The 20,095-nt window shown below is 37.5% G+C and carries 18 protein-coding genes and 1 pseudogene; 14 read left to right on the plus strand and 5 right to left on the minus strand.

Annotation, left to right across the window (positions count from 1 at the left end):
* Positions 1 to 17: 17 nt before the first annotated feature.
* Complete coding sequence (tnpA, locus tag LJE12_RS01740) at positions 18 to 350, minus strand: IS66 family insertion sequence element accessory protein TnpA (protein WP_227227158.1); 333 nt, start codon at positions 348 to 350, stop codon at positions 18 to 20.
* A gap of 269 nt (positions 351 to 619) precedes the next feature.
* On the opposite strand from tnpA, the gene LJE12_RS01745 reads away from it, so the two are divergent.
* Positions 620 to 1,537 carry a tyrosine-type recombinase/integrase gene (locus LJE12_RS01745; RefSeq protein ID WP_227227157.1) on the plus strand — a complete coding sequence of 306 codons (918 nt, stop codon included), beginning with the start codon at positions 620 to 622 and terminating at the stop codon, positions 1,535 to 1,537.
* A gap of 262 nt (positions 1,538 to 1,799) precedes the next feature.
* Positions 1,800 to 4,238: a hypothetical protein gene (locus tag LJE12_RS01750; protein ID WP_227227150.1), complete on the plus strand. Its 2,439-nt coding sequence runs from the start codon at positions 1,800 to 1,802 to the stop codon at positions 4,236 to 4,238.
* Here the strand turns inward: LJE12_RS01750 and LJE12_RS01755 are convergent.
* A complete protein-coding gene (locus tag LJE12_RS01755; RefSeq protein WP_227227151.1) occupies positions 4,235 to 5,266 on the minus strand; it encodes an ATP-grasp domain-containing protein in 1,032 nt (343 codons plus the stop codon). The two genes, LJE12_RS01750 and LJE12_RS01755, sit on opposite strands and share 4 nt — an antisense overlap.
* Before the next feature lie 423 nt (positions 5,267 to 5,689).
* On the opposite strand from LJE12_RS01755, the gene LJE12_RS01760 reads away from it, so the two are divergent.
* Complete coding sequence (locus tag LJE12_RS01760; protein ID WP_227226498.1) at positions 5,690 to 5,971, plus strand: hypothetical protein; 282 nt, start codon at positions 5,690 to 5,692, stop codon at positions 5,969 to 5,971.
* Positions 5,972 to 6,144: 173 nt separating this feature from the next.
* Here the strand turns inward: LJE12_RS01760 and LJE12_RS01765 are convergent, their stop codons facing one another.
* The gene (locus LJE12_RS01765; protein WP_227226497.1) at positions 6,145 to 7,065 is read right to left on the minus strand and encodes an IS4 family transposase; all 921 of its coding nucleotides are present in this window, start codon (positions 7,063 to 7,065) and stop codon (positions 6,145 to 6,147) included.
* Positions 7,043 to 7,453, minus strand: coding sequence for a hypothetical protein (locus tag LJE12_RS01770; protein WP_227226496.1), 411 nt, complete (start codon positions 7,451 to 7,453; stop codon positions 7,043 to 7,045). Before LJE12_RS01770 ends, LJE12_RS01765 begins: the two co-directional genes overlap by 23 nt.
* A gap of 108 nt (positions 7,454 to 7,561) precedes the next feature.
* Here LJE12_RS01770 and LJE12_RS01775 point away from each other — a divergent pair, with 108 nt between their 5' ends.
* Entirely contained in the window at positions 7,562 to 8,104 is a 543-nt protein-coding gene (locus LJE12_RS01775; RefSeq protein WP_227226495.1) for a hypothetical protein, read from the plus strand.
* Between the two features lie 132 nt (positions 8,105 to 8,236).
* Here the strand turns inward: LJE12_RS01775 and LJE12_RS01780 are convergent, their stop codons facing one another.
* Complete coding sequence (locus tag LJE12_RS01780) at positions 8,237 to 9,289, minus strand: AraC family transcriptional regulator (RefSeq protein WP_227226494.1); 1,053 nt, start codon at positions 9,287 to 9,289, stop codon at positions 8,237 to 8,239.
* Between the two features lie 222 nt (positions 9,290 to 9,511).
* Here LJE12_RS01780 and LJE12_RS01785 point away from each other — a divergent pair, with 222 nt between their 5' ends.
* From LJE12_RS01785 to LJE12_RS01830, 10 genes and pseudogenes are all read left to right on the plus strand, one after another.
* Positions 9,512 to 10,117, plus strand: a complete 606-nt coding sequence (locus tag LJE12_RS01785) for an MptD family putative ECF transporter S component (RefSeq protein WP_227226493.1) — start codon at positions 9,512 to 9,514, stop codon at positions 10,115 to 10,117.
* Positions 10,117 to 10,857, plus strand: coding sequence for an energy-coupling factor transporter transmembrane component T (locus LJE12_RS01790; protein WP_227226492.1), 741 nt, complete (start codon positions 10,117 to 10,119; stop codon positions 10,855 to 10,857). Before LJE12_RS01785 ends, LJE12_RS01790 begins: the two co-directional genes overlap by 1 nt.
* Positions 10,857 to 12,350 carry an ABC transporter ATP-binding protein gene (locus LJE12_RS01795; RefSeq protein ID WP_227226491.1) on the plus strand — a complete coding sequence of 498 codons (1,494 nt, stop codon included), beginning with the start codon at positions 10,857 to 10,859 and terminating at the stop codon, positions 12,348 to 12,350. The genes LJE12_RS01790 and LJE12_RS01795 overlap by 1 nt, the downstream gene beginning before the upstream one ends.
* A complete protein-coding gene (locus LJE12_RS01800) occupies positions 12,331 to 12,978 on the plus strand; it encodes a hypothetical protein (protein ID WP_227226490.1) in 648 nt (215 codons plus the stop codon). Before LJE12_RS01795 ends, LJE12_RS01800 begins: the two co-directional genes overlap by 20 nt.
* Before the next feature lie 90 nt (positions 12,979 to 13,068).
* Positions 13,069 to 14,853: an ABC transporter ATP-binding protein gene (locus LJE12_RS01805; RefSeq protein WP_227226489.1), complete on the plus strand. Its 1,785-nt coding sequence runs from the start codon at positions 13,069 to 13,071 to the stop codon at positions 14,851 to 14,853.
* A complete protein-coding gene (locus LJE12_RS01810) occupies positions 14,850 to 16,586 on the plus strand; it encodes an ABC transporter ATP-binding protein (RefSeq protein ID WP_227226488.1) in 1,737 nt (578 codons plus the stop codon). The genes LJE12_RS01805 and LJE12_RS01810 overlap by 4 nt, the downstream gene beginning before the upstream one ends.
* An 18-nt stretch (positions 16,587 to 16,604) precedes the next feature.
* Entirely contained in the window at positions 16,605 to 16,964 is a 360-nt protein-coding gene (locus LJE12_RS01815) for a metal-dependent transcriptional regulator (RefSeq protein WP_430393951.1), read from the plus strand.
* A 222-nt stretch (positions 16,965 to 17,186) separates the two neighbouring features.
* Positions 17,187 to 17,798: pseudogene (locus tag LJE12_RS01820) on the plus strand (alpha/beta hydrolase); the annotation flags it as partial.
* Positions 17,799 to 17,810: 12 nt separating this feature from the next.
* A complete protein-coding gene (locus tag LJE12_RS01825) occupies positions 17,811 to 18,515 on the plus strand; it encodes a thioesterase II family protein (protein ID WP_227226487.1) in 705 nt (234 codons plus the stop codon).
* A 62-nt stretch (positions 18,516 to 18,577) separates the two neighbouring features.
* On the plus strand, positions 18,578 to 20,086 hold the full coding sequence (locus tag LJE12_RS01830; protein ID WP_227226486.1) for an AMP-binding protein: 1,509 nt from the start codon (positions 18,578 to 18,580) through the stop codon (positions 20,084 to 20,086).
* The last annotated feature ends 9 nt before the right edge of the window (positions 20,087 to 20,095 follow it).

Here is a 20,095-nt window from a genome sequence, read left to right on the forward strand (position 1 = left end):
ACATTTGTTGTCAAGGTTCAGTTTTTGGCTACGAGTTTTATTTTCGTAGCAAGGTGCGTAGAACCGCTCCCACTATCAGAAATCAGCTCCGCTGGAGAAGACTCAGGTTCTATAGCGATCTGCACCACATCCTGTTTATGGGCTGTAAGATCAAGCGTGCTGGCTTTTCCAGCTGGTTCCGGTATCTGACAGGCTTTTTTTCGGAGACGGGTAACTGCATTGTAAAAACAGCTGGGAGAGATCCCATATTTATTACACCATGCAGCATCTGTCAGGCCACTCTGCCTGCACTGGATCACCAGATCCATCCATTCGTCCAGGGAACGCCCTGGTACACGTTTGTTACCCATAATGAAACCTCCAAGTGTAGTAAATTTCTAGCTCCTATCAAGCAGAGTGTAGTAAAAATCTATTTACTATCATCATTATGAGTTCGAAAACGGAATTAGTAAAGCTACCCGAGATTTAAGCGCTTACGATGAAAAGGTAACTGAATGGATTATAAATTAGCAGGTATCATACCTTGATTTTTCTTATTTCAGAAAAACTATCTATTGAAAATAGTACTGAAAACGATAGTATGTTGTTTATATAATAAAGACAATGGAGGTTTTATGAAATGAGGATACAGGATAAATTGGTGCCATATTTGGAATATTGTGAATACAGAAAAGAACTTGATAAAAAAACGATCAAAGCATATCGGATTGATTTGCGTCAGTACTTTGCATTTATTTGTTGTGATGAGCCAGATAAAGAAAAAATAGAAGCGTATATTACTGAATTACATAAAAAATATAAGCAGAAAACGGTAAAGCGGAAAATCGCAACTTTAAAGGCTTTTTACAATTATTTGGAGGAAGAGGAGATTATATCGTGTAATCCTTTTAGGAAGATTAAAGTTAAATTTAAAGAAAACTTGACTCTTCCGAGGATAATACCGCGGGAAGAAATAGAAATATTATTAAATTACATGTATAATTGTCTGAAGGAGTATGATTTAACGGGTTATAAATACAAATTGAGGGATATAGCAGTTGTGGAAGTCCTTTTTGCTACAGGTGCCAGAGTGTATGAAATATCTACCATACGAGAAGACAGTGTAAACCTGAATTCTGGTCAGATCAGAATTATGGGAAAGGGCGGAAAAGAGAGATACGTCCAGATCAGTAATTCCTCAGTACTTGCAATTTTAAAAAAATATTATATGGAGAATGAAAATGAAATCAAAAAAAGTGGTTGTTTTTTTATTAATAACAGGGGAAAGAGATATACGGAACAGTCAATTCGAGCAATGCTAAAAAAGTATGCGAAGCAGGCCGGTATAGAGCGGAACATTACCCCTCATATGTTCCGGCATTCATTTGCAACCTATTTAATTGAAGAAGGTGTAGATGTAAGCTGCGTTCAACAAATTTTAGGACACAGTTCCATTAAGACAACCCAAATATACATCCACATAGCAGCAAAGAAGCAGGCAGAGATTCTTAGAGAAATGCATCCAAGAAATAGTATGAGTATTGTAGACGTGGCTTAATCGTTTCATGAAATTAAGTGAATATTGAAGTGTGTATCTGGCCGGCCAAAGAGGGTGGTCTTTTTGTCGTTAGAGTTAGAGAAATTATCAGAGATACATGGACTATTTGCATCTCTTGTAGGTGACGGCGGAAAAGGTAGAAAATTTGTGTTACCGTATATGTTAGTATGGTAAATTCTATATATATCTGATATAATGGAATTCGAGGATAATACTATATTATCCTGTATTATTGTAACGAATATATTTATAGGAGTATTCTATGTGTGATCTATTTCAATTTCAACATCAGACCATTGAGAAACTTAAAAACAAATTGTCAGATAACAATCTTGTTATGTTAATGGGTGAAAAAGAAAGTGGAAAAACTGTTTTGATTAGAAAGTTTTGTAAGGAAAATAGTAATTATTTTATTACATTCTTTTCTTCTGAACCACAGTACAAATTTTGCGACTTTAATTGTCTTTCGCCGGAACTAAAAAAAGAATTCCATGATAAACTTCAACGTAATGAGTACGGTAAAAGCATATTAAAGGATATTGCTAGTACTGTTTCAAACATAGCATTTTTGAGTATTGAGAATTTATTAGAATCACTTCTCTCGGCAGATGAAAAAAACGAAATTGATGAATTTATATCTTTCATGTCTAAGAAGAAGTATAATAAAGAACAATTATATGTATTTGATGGTCTAGATTATTTCGACAAAAAATCTTTACTTTTTTTGCATAAAATTCTTTATGCTGTACTATATCATAAATTAAAAAACGTAAAAATATTAGTTGTTATAGATACAACTATAGAAGGCAGAAACAAAATTATTGATAGTTATTATTTGACTAAGATGGAACAAGTAAATATTTGTTGTCCTACAGATACGGATTTAAGTACGCTTGTTGATCCAGCAATATATAGTTTGGCACGTCATATACCGATAACATATCTCTTGAAATTAGGCGATAAGTGTCAGAATATTGAATTCTATTATAGTGATAAACTGGATAATCTTTCAAAGGAAAACACGTATATTAAGAAAATTATTTTACCATTATCGTTATTTGATGAGCAGATGTCCTTTGCTAATTTAACAATACTCTTATCGGATTTAACAAACTACGAACTATCACAAGGACTTGATATTCTTACAGCTAATTCATTAATAGATAGATTGGAAATTGATAAAAACATATTTTATAAAGTGCCAGATTTGTTGCGAAATAGTATAAGAAAATCAATTCCTGATTATATTGCTTTGCATAGATATGAAATATTTGTTAGAGAATTAGAAAATATAGCGCCATTTAATTATGTGTTGAAATATAAACTGTACAAAAAAATAGAAAATTATGACAATTCTTATGCAAATTCAATTCTAGCATATTGTTCTATAGCAAGAGGAGATATATATGGAACAAATGAGGAACTTTTAGAATTAAGTGATTTTCTAGGAAACTCTCCGTATGCTGACTTTTTTATGGCTTTAGAGAATTCGTATAAATTATATAATCATAATGAATATAGAGAATGTTACAACAATATTAATGCTTTTTTGAATGAAAAAGGCATTTGGAAAGATAAAATTTTTATACTTTCGATTTATATACCAGAATTTGTTCTCGAATTGATTTTTCTTAGAGAAATGTGTGCTGGACGAATAATTGATTATGATACAGGAATTATTAAAGAAGAACTTTTATTAGTAGATTCCGCAATCAACAATTGTGCCAAACTAATAGGAAATAACGAATTATTACTACGATTACAAGAAAAATCGTTATTATTGGAGACCTATATTAGTGATCAGTCAAATCAAAAACAGCGAATTCTTTTTAACAAATATTTTGAAATATGTGATTTATATAGAGCACATATAAGAAAAAGTAATACGTTTACTATAAAACAATGGGAAATACGATATGCGTCTTTCTTGCTTAAAATAAACATTATTTCAAATGTTCCAGACAAGATTCGTATTTTAGAAGAGGGCTATCATATACTTAGGCGAAATAAGGATAGATATTATAAGAAATATTTAAGAGCTGCATGTAATTATGCATGTGATTTAATGTGGCGAAATAAATATAAACAAAGTTACCAAATTTTGGACGAAGCTGTAGAATTCATACAAAGCAATAATTTAGAACGCTACTGGGGAATCCTTTTGCAGATGCATATATTTGCAGATTTGTATATGAATAGTCCAGTTAACGCTCAATCTTTGCTTGATAAATATGACAAACTAGTATGGAATCAAGATTACATACGAAGCAGAATGCATGAGCCGTTTATATGTGCTTCAAATTATTCAATATTACTGACCGCGGCTGGTCATACACGTAAAGCATGTGTATTATTGCGTAAATCATTGCAGCAATGTCGGGTACAAAGTCAAAGTGTATACTGTAGATATTTACTTCAAACAAATTTAGCGGCCATTGAATATTTGTGCGGAGATAGCCAAAAAGCTTATTTGCTAGAACAATCATGCAAACAATTAGTAGAGCAAAAATTAGTGCCGATTTTTTCTTATCCATTTTTACAAAAACGATGTAATCTTATGATGGAAATTTATCAAAAAGCAAAACCTGTAGAAAATGTTATAATGCCGCTTTCTGTTCGACAAACATTATCTACGGGTTATTGCTCTGATAATTATGTCCGATTGCTATTATTTTCTGATATAAATTATTGGACCGATTAATGTTGAAACAATGTTGAACCGATAATGGCTTTAAATAGACTATTCTGGTTATCAAATAGATACTTAAATGATTGCATACAGGTACCTGTATTAGCAAGAACAGGAAGTGCTGCTATATCAAACACATAGTATTCCTCTGCATTTTTGATGCGATAATCTACTCTGGTCAAACCATTCGTCCCCAAAAAAGACATAATTTGTTCAGCATGATGGAGTAATTTAGGAATAACATCATTATAAGGAAAACTACTATCTGGCAAAACTTTAAATCCATATTTAAAATCATCAACTGCTGCATATGTAAGAATATCACCTTCAAATGTAACCCATACAGGTGGTAGCGAAATATACTTATTACCTTTATTTATTACCGGTACAGAAACTTCATAACCATCAATGTATTCTTGAATAATGATATTTTGATTGTAAAGATTCCTCATACGAAATACTTCATCCCTAATCTGAATATCATTATTTTTAATTTTCTTTACTCCAACAGCTGCACATTCTAGCGCAGGCTTTAAAATAACATATTCAGACTGAATAGTGCCATGTAAGGATTTTTGCCCATAATATACATTTGTTTCAGGTATATGTCCCAATGGTTTAAGTAAAAAAAAGTGATGTGCTTTGTTCATCAATAAACTTAGTCTGTATGAATCACAGGTAAGAATCCGCAAATTATACTCTTTACATAACCAAGGTACAAAAGAGCGCCTTTCAACGTCAACACCAATTTGCGATGTGCTGTAAACGAGATATTCAGTATTAGGACTTTTAAATTTATTATTTGTTACATCTTTTTTAAAAGAGTCATAATCACTATACCCTGTATACCTTGCTGAGGAACATAAAAATCCGGCTTCTACATCTTCAATTTCAATTGGGAAAATCATACCAGAAGGAGCCTCAATTTTATAAGGATTGTCAAATACTGTAATAATATGATTTTTGTCTTTGGTCAATTCGGCTAATGTTATTAATTCATTTATTTCATTAGCACATTTATCATAAATACTCTTTGTCAAGATAGTATCCTCCTTAAAGAAAATTTTGTATACCATTGCATTTCGCAAGAGCCAATGACTGGTTTTACGGAACAAAATAGTCATTGAAAACACATTTGGAAGTGTTAAAGGATTCGATTAATACGTTACATTTATAGCGGCCAAAAGTAGATAATATAGTATTATCCATTATTGATAAGAGGAATGGAACTACAGTACGGCGAAGGAATTGTTTCATAGATGAGAAACTTTTACGATTGGCAGCAGCAGGAAAGTAGAATAGTGGCTCCAAACCGGCATATTGGGAAAATATGAAAATTTTATAATAAGTGAAAAAACCTGCGTAGGACCGGAAATGTTCTTGCAGGGTCTTTCTGCATCTGACAAAATAAAAATTTTGCGGATTTCTGTTAGAATAATAGAAGAAAAAAATGTGTCGATACCGTGGATATAAAAATAGCAGTTATATGTCGTTTAAGCAATTTGATTAAGCAGAAAGATATCACAGTGAATGTAGTGGCAGTACGTTTGGTCGTTTCTCCTTCGACAATAAAAAATATTTTGTATAGCCTAAGTAAGAATGCTGCACTTTTTTATGAGAAAAAAGCAAGAATAAAGGAAAAGCCGTTATGGGTAAATCCTGTGGCGATTTTTTATGCATTGAATTCAGTTCTAAAATATGAAACAGTAGTAGATATGCAATGTCATTTAGTTAAGTTCAAATAACGAAATAAAGTATATCACATCTTCCGAAACATTGTTCAGTTAAGGACGGTCATGGAAGAACTTGTACTGTACATTATGGAAAAATACTCACATATGCTGCAAAAATATTTTCAGGCATACCGAAAAGACAGATTGCACATCTGCCGCATTAAGATGTATAATAGGGATGAGGTTTAAGCTACCCGATACATGAAATCCCTATTTCTCTTTGGTCGGAGGTTGATAGGGTATTTACGGTTGGATCTGACTGGTGTCAGGTGCCTTTGTATGAGGAGCATGATCTCAGTTTCGTCACCGCCGTTTTTCAGATATGCCCTGCATATGTTGACTGCGGTGGCGAAATTTATTTTATAAACGTGTTTGACATTTTCAGCTGTCTGGATCACAGCATGGGAAGTGACCAGTTCACAGAAATTGTATAACAGCATCCTGGCGGCAATCTCCTGCAGGATCCCATCATATTTGCTGCTGTGCCAGTTGACAAGCCCTATCGTATATTTAAGCTCCCGGAAACTTGTTTCCTCGCTCCAGCGCATTTTGTAAAGCTTTTTTATATCCTTAAGGGAAAATTCCTCTTCTGGGAGATTTGTTGCAATACAAATATAGCTTCCATTTTCAAGCCGGATGCGGACAATGCGGAAACTGATATCATAATACCGGCATTTTTCATCCAGAAAGTCAAAATCCGTGGAAGGCTGGAGGATCGTATAAATATCTGGATCTCCAACTGTTTCCTTTGTGTGACGTCTGGTGAGGGTTGTTTTTATCCGGGTATTAAACTCATCATCCGGAAGGTCATAGGAGGAAAGGATCCCATTGCTGCCGATATCCTTCATACGGATAACAAACTTCATGTTTTTCCGGATAAGATGTGCAAATGTGTTGAAACTTTCATAACCACGGTCTGCCATCAGGATGGAAGGAGCAGGATCTGAATAACGGTCAACCATGAGGTTCAGTGCTGCACGCTCATGGAGCTTTTTCTTTCCCTGTACGTGAAAGTCACAGTAGGTTTTATTCATGATGTCATAGAGTGCATTGATATGGACAGCGTTGTAGCCTTTTTCACCTTCATGGATGAAAGTTCCTTTCATCAGACGGGTTTCTGGCTATATTCACATCGGAGCCGTCGCAGGCCAGAAGCCGGTAGCCGCAATACAGGTCATCAGACAGGGACCTGCACTGTGTTACAAAGGAATGGAACAGGAAATCCCATCCTTCAGGAAGAAGCTTGTAACGCTGCTGTGTGAATGCTGATTTTGACGGTGCGGACAGGGAATGGCTGAAAAAATCCAGGATTTCATTTGAAACCGTTTTGCCCTGCATCAGAAGCATAAACTGTATATATTCTTTAAAAGTAAGTTTACGCTTCCTGGTAAAATCGGTTTCCGGATTCCTGGAGAATAAAAAATGGATCTGCTCCAGTTCGTCAATGTAGTTATTGAGAACTGTTTTTAATTGTGATAAGAAAATGTGGGCCATGAGGTACCTCCTTGAAATATGTTTATAATCAACGTTTATGAAACATATATCGGCTGATCTGTCAAGCTTTTTTTGAAAAAACATGGGAATATGTGAGGGAAAACAATCATGCAGTTATACCAGTTTGAAAAAATCTATTCACAGATGGAGAGGGAATTTGGAAAGATCCGAAAGGGAGAAGAAGAAACATACGCCATGCTGCTGTTGCCAATGGAGGGAAATGTGTTAAAAATACACCGCGAATACCCAGGGGCAAACAGCCGTAGACTAAGGGAGGCTATTGCCCTGGCGTTATTTGATGTAAAAGTGAATTACAGTGGTGAAGAATATGATACAGGAAAGTTTAGAAATAGAGAAAATGAAATGCTTGAAAGGGCATTGCTTATGGCATTTGACCCTTATACGAATCATGAGATAATGGAACTGTTAAAAGAACAGTTCCATGTGGATATGCTGTCACAGGAACAGGTGAAAGAATACTATAAATTTCCGGTAATGTGCCTGTTAAGGATCAAAGAATCCATTGACACATGGGAAAAACGTTCAGGCTCAGATGGATACTTTGATTTTATTGAGGGATATATGGGAAGAGAGATAACAGGAAATGAGATGAACTTTAGTATTATGAGTTCAGGTATATTTGATATGTAATAATTTTTAAATTTGACAACAAAAAAACCAGTGGCTTCATAATGATGAAACCACTGGAAAGCACCTTAACTAAATGACATTGAGTAGATATGCTATACCCAAAAGATGAAGATAGGGTAAGTGGGACTATCTTCATCTTTTGGGGTTTCGATATTTTTCTGGAGACTTTCCATAAACCTTACGGAACGCAGCGGAGAATTTACTTGCGTTGGCATAGCCTAAATGCTCTGCAATATTACCGATTGTCAGATTCGGCTTAGACAGTAATAGAAGTGCATACCGCATTTTCGCCTGGCGAATATAATATCCAACAGGAACTCCATACATGGCCTTGAACGATTCCCGAAGTTTTGTTTGTCCCATTGCGGATATCTTGCAAAGCTGTGACATTTCAGGTGGATTTAAGATATTTTGCTCAATGGCATGCCGTACAGCTTCCAATGCTTTTTTTTCTTGTTGCGAAAAAGGCTGTTGGTTTAACATGATTTCTTGTTGCTGTTTGTGAAAATTTCCGGCTACAATAGAAAGCAACTCGCCTACCTTGCTTTCATAGTAAAGGCGTGACGTTTCACCAGCTATCAGTTTGTCTCGTATCTGCAAAAAAAGGGCACCGATTTCCGGAGTATTATAGTCAAAAGATTTCCAGTTGTAGACTTCTGCATAATCAAAATCGTCCGAAGTGAACCGCTCTTGAAGATTTTTTGCTATGTAGTCTTCAAATAACAACACCGATGCATAACGGATCGGTATATCGGGCTGGTATAACACCCGTCCCTGCGATGGTTTGTTCAAATAGAGGTGTATTCCTTCTGTGATAGGCTGGGCTTTTTTACCGTTTTGAATTAGGGTAACACCACCGGATTCCAAATAATAAATTTTTACCAGAGGCTGGTTGATTGTGTATTTACGTTCCATTGGTGCATAGGGTGTCCAGTTTCCGGTTGACAGAAACAATCCATTCGCCGGCTGAACTTGATAGACATTACCATATCCTTGCTGGTTTTGTGGCTTCAAAGTAAAAATTCCATTATGATTATCCTGCCGAAAATGATAATCGTACAAGTAAAAAGAAGCATCCCCTAATTCGTGGACAGCTTGTGGAGAATCAGCAAACATCTCTTTTACCCCATTTCTTTTGCGGATAGAATAATCCGCAATATCTTTTTTTATGCTCCAAAATATCACGTTTCCCAATAAGCAAAAAGGAAAAAACACTGATATACACGGTAATTTCTCTCTTTTATTAATGCCTATCGACCTTTTTGACCATATTTGACACTCTGGAAAACGCTGTATAAAATGACTTTGTTGGTAGTTAGAGCTTTCTAACTATGACGATTCTATCATGTTTTTGTCATTAGGTCAATGAAGCTCCGCCAACAAATAAAAATTAGGAGGACGTTGAAAATGTCTAATTCGCAACAAATGAAAAAAGGATTGTCTGTACGCGATCTGATTACCACTGGAATCCTTGCTGCCCTGTATATGGTATGCGCCATGATTGGTGAGGCTATCTTTGGATTCTTTCCCGTACTGACATTCCTTTGCCCGCTGTCTATCGCATTGCTTTGCGGCCCGGTTTATATGCTGATTCTGGCAAAGGTGCCGAAGCATGGACCGATCATCGTCACCGGTATTTTGGTGGGTGGAGTGTTGTTTGTACTCGGAATGTACTGGTCTATGTGTCTGGCCTATTGTATTCTCGGGGTCGTGGCTGATCTGCTGGCCGGTTCCGGAAAATTTAGAAACAAGGGACGTAACCTGTTGTCCTATATGGTTTTTGTTATCAGTCCTGTATTCTCCTATGGGATGCTGTGGTTCGACCGCGACGCTTATGTGAACTATCTGGTTGAAAAAGGGACGGAACAGGCTTACATGGATACAATGGTTTCCACCGCTCAAAACTGGATGCTTCCAGCTATGATTATTGGTGTGCTGATCTGTGCCGCTCTTAGTGGTTTGTTAGGCCAGAAACTTTTGAAAAAGCATTTTGAAAAGGCCGGAGTAGTGTAATGGAACTGCAATTACAAACAAAAGATCCGCTTGCTGCATTACATTTAGACCCCCGTACTAAATTGTATCTGCTTATTGTAGGGAATGTGACTCTGTTTCTTGCACCCTCTCTGGTTTATGAAATTGCTCTGGTTGCCTGTGTCGTAATCCTCGGCATCCTTGTAGGCGCAAAGCGGTTTACGGTAAAAATGGCTGCGGTTTATACGGGAATGGTACTTCTGCATATCGTTGGTACAAATTATCTGACAGGAACTTTACAGATTGCCATTGTAACATTTACCGTATTTATCCGTAAAATCTTTCCCTGTGCCATGCTCGGAGGGATATTAGTCAGCACCACAAGAGCGAATGAATTTATGGCGGCAATGAACCGTATTCATATGCCAAAAGCTATGATTATTCCTCTGACAGTCATGCTGCGCTATTTCCCTATGGTACATGAAGATTGGGGCTACATCAGCGATGCTATGCGTATGCGTGACGTGGCCCCCAATGTCAAGAGCCTGTTGACGCATCCGGCCCGTACAGTGGAGTGCATCTATGTTCCTATGATGATGTCTGCCCTGAAAGTAGCTGATGAATTATCGGCGGCGGCTGTTACGCGGGGATTGGAGAATCCAAAACCACGAACCTGCCTGCAGGAAATCCATTTTAGCATTGCAGATGTGATATGTGTTATTCTGTTTACCATGTTTATGTTCGTTTCTGTCTGGCTGAAATTGAAAGGGGGGATAGGCTGATGATCCGTTTTGAAAAGGTTTCTTTTACCTATCAGGAATCCATGCAGCATGGAGGACTGCGTGACATTAATCTGACAATCCATAAAGGCGAGTGCGTATTGCTTTGCGGACGGAGCGGCTGTGGAAAAACTACATTGACACGTCTTGTAAATGGTCTGATCCCTTATTTTTATCCGGGAGAAGTTACCGGCACAACCTATGTTGACGGTAAAAATATACAGGATTATCCCATGTATGAGGTATCAGAGTATGTGGGGTCTGTATTTCAAAATCCACGCTCCCAATTTTTCAATGTTGATACAGACAGTGAAATTTCCTTTGGAATGGAAAACTTGACATATCCAAGAGAAAAAATGAAAGAGCGAATTTCAAAGACGGTTACGGAATTGGATATAGCCCATTTGACTGGGAGGAGTATTTTTGAATTATCAGGCGGCGAGAAACAGAAAGTAGCATTTGCATCCGTCTATGCCATGTCCCCGGACATATATCTGCTGGACGAGCCATCTTCCAATCTGGACATAGATGCCATAGAGGATTTAAGGCGTACACTTGAACTGCTGAAAAAACAGGGTAAAACAATTTTAATTGCAGAGCATCGGATTTATTATCTCAAGGATTTGGTTGACCGCATTGTATATATGCAAGACGGGGCTGTAGCTGCGGTGTTTTCACCGAATGAGTTTCTTTCCATTTCGGAAGAGCAACGTAACAGTATGGGACTCCGTGCTTTGGATTTATCAAAAATAAAGCCTTGTGTAGTTGCAGGAAGTTCACGTAAGCCGATATTGGAGGTTCGGAATCTGGCCTTGTTCTACAAGAAAAAGCTGATTCTGGATAATTTGAATCTCAGTGCCGCACCGGGAGAAATCATAGGCATTATTGGTCATAATGGAGCTGGAAAGTCCACTTTTTCCAGGACACTATGCGGCCTGCATACAAACTGTACGGGGCAGATTCTTTGGAACGGTAAAGAGTTGAATGCAAAGAGCAGGTTAAAGCGCTCCTATATGGTAATGCAGGATGTCAGCTATCAGTTATTTGCTGATACGTTGGAAAAAGAATGTGTATTCGGGATCAGACACCCTGATCTGGATGCGGCAAAGCAGGCAATGGAGCGGTTAGGTATCTATGACTACCGTACCCATCATCCCAATACGCTTTCTGGCGGCCAGAAGCAGCGGGCGGCTGTGGCGGTCAGTATGGTATGCCGTAAAGATATTCTGATTTTTGATGAACCAACCAGTGGACTTGATTATGATAGCATGACTCAGGTTGTGGGATTATTCCAGACGCTCTCACAAATGGGAAAAGTGATTTTTGTTGTGACCCATGACTATGAGTTTTTAGCGGCGGCTTGTTCAAGAGTAATCCATTTGGATAACGGAAAACAGCAGGAGGACTATCCGCTTTCCCCTGATAATCTGCATCGGCTGCAAGAATTTTTCCTGCGGTCAGAAAGGAGACAGAGTGTTGAGGCGAATGGAAAATGACATTCTGTTTTTCCATGAGTTGATTGGTGACTGTTCCGTTGAAAAGGATTCAAAGATATACTCAATTTCTCCGAAATTTGGAAAAGGCACTATGCAGAGTTTTGAAGTGATGCCTGGTGCTGAAATTGTTTATAGTAATGTGTATATCACAGCTCCGATTCAAAAGAACATTCAATGCAAAGAGCGTTTCATTGAAGTTACCTATTGCTTTCATGGACGAATGAATATGCTGTTTTGCGACCAGTCGGATATTACAATGAGCGATCACTATATTTCTGTTTTTAATGGTGCAAACCGGTTGAAAAGCTGTGACTTTGGAGGAAAACCGTTTATTGGCGTTTCTGTGGTGGTCTATCTGCCGCAGATCATAAACAGTTTAAATATCATGCTGGGAACAGTTGCTTTTAATGAGGATATGGATTTTCAGGGGCTTTTTACAGCGGGCGGCTGTTTTGTGGCTCCTGCGGCAAAAAGTGTGGAGCATATCTTCACAGAATTGCTTTTACTGCCGGAACAATACCGCAATTATCTTATGCGTATTAAGGTAATGGAACTGTTGCTATATCTGGTTGGCAAAATGGAGTACCGGGAAGATTTTGGAATTTCACTATTTAGAAATAACCTGTAAACAGGATATTTCTATGAGCAAGTAGAAAAGCGGACATCGTGCCCTTTGGGTATTGCGAATATCTGCTGTTTAGGGAGGAGATGGATTGTAATGGGGGATATAAAAGCCCTGTTCGGATTGATTGATAAGAAAAATAAGCATAGATTGATCGGCGCGGTAATCTGTTGCGTCCTGTCTGTTTTATGCGGTATTCTGCCTTATTTTGGCGTTTTGGGTATTGTAACCTGCTTTCTGAATGAGCAGACCGGGAACCTGTATCGGTATGTGTGTTTGATCGCTGTAGCGATCATCTTGAAGCATCTGCTGTTTGGAACCGGTACAAAAATCTCACATAAGGTAGCTTATCAGACATTGGGCGAAACACGCAAAAAACTGTTCCGTAAAATCGCCTGTTTACCAATGGGATATGTAAAAACAACTGCATCCGGACAGGTCAAAACCATTATCGTGGATAACATGGAGCAGTTGGAAACTTTTTATGCGCACAACATCCCGGAAATCATTTCCGGCCTTGCCGTACCGCTGTGTATGGAAATCCTGTTGGTAATATTGGATGTTCGGGTGGCAGGTATCATGTTGATTCCTGTTGTGCTTTTTATCATTGTCGGCGTTCTGATGATTATGGTTCAGATGAAAAAGATGGATGAATTTAATCAGGCATTTGCTGATGTCAGCGTTAAGACCGTGGAATATATTAACGGAATGAAAGAACTAAAGATATTTTCTGCGGACGAATCCACCTATGGCCGTCTGGCAGAAAGCATCCGCACTTACAGTACCGTTGTGACAGAATGGTTCCAAAGCTGCTTGAAGTATGTTGCCTTTAATCATGCCGACTTAAATAGCAATCTTGTATTTTTATTTCCGCTTGCCGGTCTGATGTATCTTTCCGGGAGCGTAACGGCAGCCAGTTTTATCATGTATCTGTTTATGGGCCTTGCTATGTTGATTCCGCTGGAAACTGTTTCAAACAATTTTGACTACATAGGCATGAACGCTTCTGTTGCAAAAAAGATTGACGATATTTTGAAGTTGGATGAAATGCCTGATACTGCGTCACATGCTGAACTTCCAAACCACACGATTTCTTTTGAACACGTTACATTCTCTTACAAGGTGAATGGCTCCGAAGGAGACAGAGAGGGCGGCCTGGGCCGTGGCGAAAACCAAGCGGCGCTGAAAGATGTTTCCTTTTCTGTCCTTGATGGAAAAGTGACTGCGCTTGTCGGTGTTTCTGGTAGCGGTAAAAGCACAGCAGCCAGTTTGATTTGCCGGTTTTGGGATGTGACGGATGGACGTATTTGTTTGGGGGGCGTTCCGATAGACAAAATTCCTCTATCTGAATTGATGGCTCAAATTTCTTTTGTAACACAAAACACCTTTCTGCTCAAAAAGAGCGTCCGGGAAAATATTATGATGGGAAATCCTGCGGCAACCGAGGATGAAATGATACAGGCGGCAAAAGAAGCTGTCTGCCACGACTTTATTATGCGCTTGCCTAAAGGCTATGACACCATCATAGACAAAGAAACGAAATTGAGCGGCGGCGAAAAACAGAGAATCACATTGGCAAGGGCGATTCTGAAAAATGCGCCGGTTGTGATTCTTGACGAGGCAACAGCCTACATTGACGCCGACAATGAGGATTTACTCCAAAAGGCTTTAGCTAAATTGTCGGAGGGAAAGACCGTACTTGTGATTGCACACCGTCTTTCCAGTATCAAAGAGGCAGATTCTATTGTGGTTCTGGAGCATGAAGCAGCTATTGACTGTGGTACACATAATGAGTTGATAAGTCGTTGTTCTGCCTATCAGGATATGTGGGCAGCCTTTGAGCAATCCGATCAGTGGAAAATGGGAGGTGCGGACGCATGATTGCTATGATACGGAAATTCTTAAACCTAGCTGGTGAACGTAAAAAGCAGCTTTATCTCGCGTGGCTTTTTCAGGCGTTGACCTCTGTCTGTGAGGGTGCAATCTACTTTACTTTGTTCCTTGTATTGAGGGATATTTTGAACGGTTCCTTTACAAGAGAAAGTTTGCTGCGATATAGTCTTACTTTTCTGGCCTATACTGTCTTGCATTTCGTTTTCTATTACTTTACGATTGCAAAACAGCGCCCGGTATCTTATGCCATGATGAGGGATGAACGGCTCTCGATTGCAGCTAAAATTAAACGTTTCCCGCTTCATTATTTTACAAAAGACAAGATCAGCCAGCTTACTTCTCTGTTTACAACGGACTTAGGTTTTGTGGAAATGAATATTATGGAGATTATCGCCGGTTTTATTTCCAGTATGGCTATGACCGTCATTTTCGCACTCATGCTTCTTATCGTGGATTGGCGAATGGCTCTGCTTCTCCTTGTAGGGATTATACCTGGCTATCTTTTGTATCAACGATTTCAAAAAAATATGGTGCAATGTGGAGAGCAAAAGAAAAATAGTCAGGTGGCTATGATTGATTCAACGCTGGAATATGTGCAGGGTATGGAGACGATTAAAGCATACCGACTGGAAGATTCCGGGAAACTGGTGGAAAAGCAGGTAGATGAATATTGCACTGCATCTGACCGCTATGAATCTACATTAACGAACTGGAATATGGCCTATAAAATTTGTTTGAATATAGGGTTGTTTTTGAGTTTGGGAATCGGTATCTCTCTGATTCATTCCGGCGCATTGGCTCCTGCTACTTATCTGTTTTTTGCGATTATGGGAATTATCTTTTACCGCCCATTGGAAGCACTTATGGGGGCTTTTGCTATGATGAATCTGGCAAATGCTTCATTGGACAACATATCAGAAATCCATAACTTACCGGATGAAAATGTAACACAGGGCAATAGGCCGTTTACAGATATGCAGTCGGATGTTCGCTTTGAAGATGTGTCATTTAGCTATGACGGCAAACGCAAGGCCGTAAACTGCATAAGTTTTTCAGCAAATCCAGGAACCATTACCGCATTAGTCGGCCCCTCTGGAAGTGGAAAATCTACTTTGCTAAATCTTATTCCGGGATTCCTTGCCCCTGAAACCGGGAGAATCCTTTTGAATGGGCAGGACACGACAACTTTAGAGCATAACGATCTGATTCGCCATGTCAGCATCGTCTTTCAGGACGTGTATCTGTTTCAAGATACGATGATGAATAATATCCGCATGGGAAACCAGAACGCAACGGACGAACAGGTAATAGAAGCGGCGAAGAAAGCCCATTGTCACGAATTTATAGAAAAACTTCCGCAGGGTTATCAGACAGTTATCAGTGAGGGCGGCGCAAGTCTATCCGGCGGTGAACGTCAGAGAGTTGCGATTGCAAGAGCAATTCTGAAAGATTCTCCAATTATCCTTTTAGACGAAGCTCTTTCCAGTCTTGATGCGGAAAATGCCGTTATAATTCAAAAAGGTATCGAAGAAATGATTAAAGGCAAAACTGTTTTCCTTGTATCGCATACTTTGTCTTATATCCAAAATGCAGATCAGATACTTGTGCTATCTGACGGAGTATTGCAGGATTGCGGAAAGCATGATGAATTATTGCAGTCAGTGCCTCTTTATAAAACTATGTGGGAAAAAGAAAAATCCATTAAAAGTTGGAAATTATAGGAGGTGTGAAAACTGAATCTGGGAGAATCTCTTGAAAATTATTTAGAGGCAATCTATATCTTGAAACATAAATATGGAGTTGTTAGATCTGTTGATGTGGCGAGATACATGGGATTTTCAAAACCATCTATTAGTCATGCAGTAAAAGAATTAAGGAAAAAAGAATACTTATGTTTAGATGACAGCGGTAATTTAGTATTGACAGATAAAGGAATTGAAATGGCCAGTAAAACTTATGAAAAACATTGCTTTTTTAAAAAAAGTTTTATTGATGTAGGAGTTGATCCGCAAGTTGCCGAGAAAGAGGCATGTAAAATAGAACATGCAATAAGTGATGAAAGTTTTAATAAAATAAAGAAATATTACGAAAAGAAATGAAATGGGCCAGAGAGTATTTCTCTGGCCGGAAGGGAGCACCGAAAATGTGTTTAGAGATTCTATCACAGTATGCAAAAAATGAGGATAATTGTAAGAGGGGAGCAATTGTTTTTGTTCATGGTGCTTATCAGGGAGCTTGGTGTTGGAAAGAGTTTTTTATGCCTTATTTTAGCCGTATAGGATATGATTGTTATGCTTTAAGCTTGAGGGGGGCACGGGAAAAGTGATGGATTTGAAAAATTAGAATCATTTACGCTTTCTGATTATGTAGCAGATGTTAATAGCGTGTTTATCAAAAAACAATTGGACTCAGCGATATTAATAGGTCATTCTTTTGGAGGTGCAATCGTACAATTATTTTTAGAACAATTTCCTGAAAAAGTTGAGAAAATGGTATTGATTTCATCTATTCCACCCACTGGAATGTTATTTGATATGGGACATTTTGCACTTCGTCATCCTTGGAAATTCTTGAAACTGGGAACTATAAATTTTCGCAAAAATATTCACTCAATAAACGATGTGGGATCATTATTTTTGTCGAATAAAATTAGCTTAACAAAAAGAAAAGAATATTGTGAAAAAATTCAAAAAGATTCTATAAGAACAAATATAACAACTTTAAAACCTATTGTGTCTAAAAACTTTAACCCTAGCGTATCTGTTTTAGTGTTGGGAAGTAAATTCGATATAATGCTAACCCGTAGTGCAATTCGCAAGACTGCAGAGTTTTATCATGGAAAAATAGTCATGTTTGATGATTTAACACATGATATGATGCTGGATCCTGAATGGAAAAAAGTTGCAATAGTTATAGAAAATTTTTTGAGATAGGAGCTGGAAGCGATGAAGAATAATAAGATTCAATTTATATGTTTTCCATATGCAGGCGGTGGAGCGTCTGTATTTTATAGTTGGAAGCAGCAGCTTATGGATGTAGCTGACGTTTTAGCAATTCAATATCCTGGCCATGAGAGTAGATTTTCTGAAAAACCTTTTACAAATATGGAAGAATTAGTTCGATTAATATATAAGGAAATAGGACATGGAATTTCTACAAATTGTGTACTGTTTGGGCATAGTATAGGTGCCAGGATTGCATATGAGTTTACAAAGTATTATGAACAAGTATCTCATAACAAAATTCGCCACTTAATTGTCTCTGGAAGTAGAGCACCTCATTTTCAAGAAAAGAATCCTATTCATGCGTTGCCAGATGAGGCTTTTATCAAAGAGATAAAAAGATTTAAGTGTACGCCAAATGAGATTTTAGAGAATCAGGAATTACTGGAAATTTTTCTTCCAATGCTTAGAGCAGATTTTGAATTGGATGAAACATATTTTTATACAGAGAAAAGAAAAATTCGATGCCCAATTACTATATTGGGAGGAAAAGAAGATCCTGAAGCATCTGAAGAGGAATTGAAGGAATGGAAAGAGTATACTGATTTTCCATGTGTATTGAGGATGTTTTCAGGAGAACATTTTTTTATTAAGACAAATGAAAAAGCAGTTCTTAATACTATTAAAAATATATTGTTAAATTTGTAGTTAGTACTTTTGTATGATCAAGTAAGTCACTGCTAACTTAAGAACTATAGAAGGGAGTAAAAATGAAATCATTAGATAGATATTTAGAGGAGTGTTGTCTGAAATTTAAAGATAATGTTGCAGTAGTAGAAAATCAAAAATCATTTACCTATTTTGAACTGGGTAAGAGCATTGAAGAAATGGCTAGCCGTTTGCAACATTCAGGAATTTGTAGCGAAGATCATGTGGTAATACAGCTCCCCAATAGTTTTGAGGTTTTGCAGGTTAATTTTGCTATTTATAAATTAGGTGCTGTAGGAATAAACGTTGTCCAGGAATATAGGGAAACCGAAATTTGCCATATTATTAAAGAAACGCAGGCAACAGCATATATTTATTCACAAAAGGGAAATTGTTCTTTTTACCAAAAAAACATAAATAGAATACATGAAGAAGGTATTCATGTAAAATGCCTAGGTATTGAAGAGCTGAAAGCTAATATTAAATGCGAATTGTGTGAGATAAAACATGAAAGCAAAAGCGCGGTTGCAAATTTAATGTTATCAGGTGGGACAACAGGTTTTCCTAAGCTTGCTCCGTTGGAGTATGAGCAATTATATGTTTATGCGAATGCTTTTTCAGAAAAGTGTAATATGAACGAGGACACGAAATACTTGGCTATTTTACCTATTCCACATAAATTTGCTTTTTGCAGCCCTGGAATTTTAGGAACCTTATTAAAAGGAGGAACTGTAATTGTTTGTGATGATGTAAATTATGATTCAGTTTTTAAAATAATAGAACGAGAGAAAGTTAATATAACCTCAGTTGTCCCGTCATTATTGAAAATATGGATTGAAGTTTTAGAGTGGGATAATTCTTATAATTTAACTTCATTGCAAGTACTGCAAGTTGGTGGAGCACCGCTTGAAAATAGAATAGCAGAAAAGGCATGTGAATTATTGAAGTGTAAAATTCAACAGTTATATGGTGCAACTGAAAGTGTCGTATGCTGCACAGATTTATCGGATTCTATTGAAACTATATGCAGTTGTCAGGGAAAACCTTTGTTACCGGAGGATGAGATAAAGATAGTTGATGATAGTGGAGTTGAGGTTTTACCGGGAAAAACAGGGGAAATTCTTGCTAAAGGACCATATACTATTACACATTATTATAAAAATGAAAATAAAGAGTCATTTACTATAGATGGATTTTTCCGTATGGGAGATTTGGGATATTTTGATGAAAAATATAATATTCATATTGTTGGGCGTATAAAAAATCAGATAAATAAAGGCGGAGAGAAAATATCTCCTAAAGAAATAGAAGAGTATTTAGCTGATCATCCGTATATTGAAGAAAGCATCGTAGCACCTATTCCAGATGAAATATTAGGAGAAAAAATTTGTGCGTTTATAAAAGCAAAGAAAGATATAGCAATTAAAGAATTAAGGGATTATTTGTCAGAAAAAGGAATTGCTCCATTCAAAATTCCAGATGAGATGTATTTCATTGACGAATGGCCAATGACCCCTTTGAAAAAAATAGATATAAAAAAACTAATTGATTCTGTACTAAACAAAGTATGAGGGAGGATT

The organism is Blautia sp. DFI.6.71 (assembly GCF_020593585.1).
GTDB lineage: Bacteria > Bacillota > Clostridia > Lachnospirales > Lachnospiraceae > Blautia_A > Blautia_A wexlerae.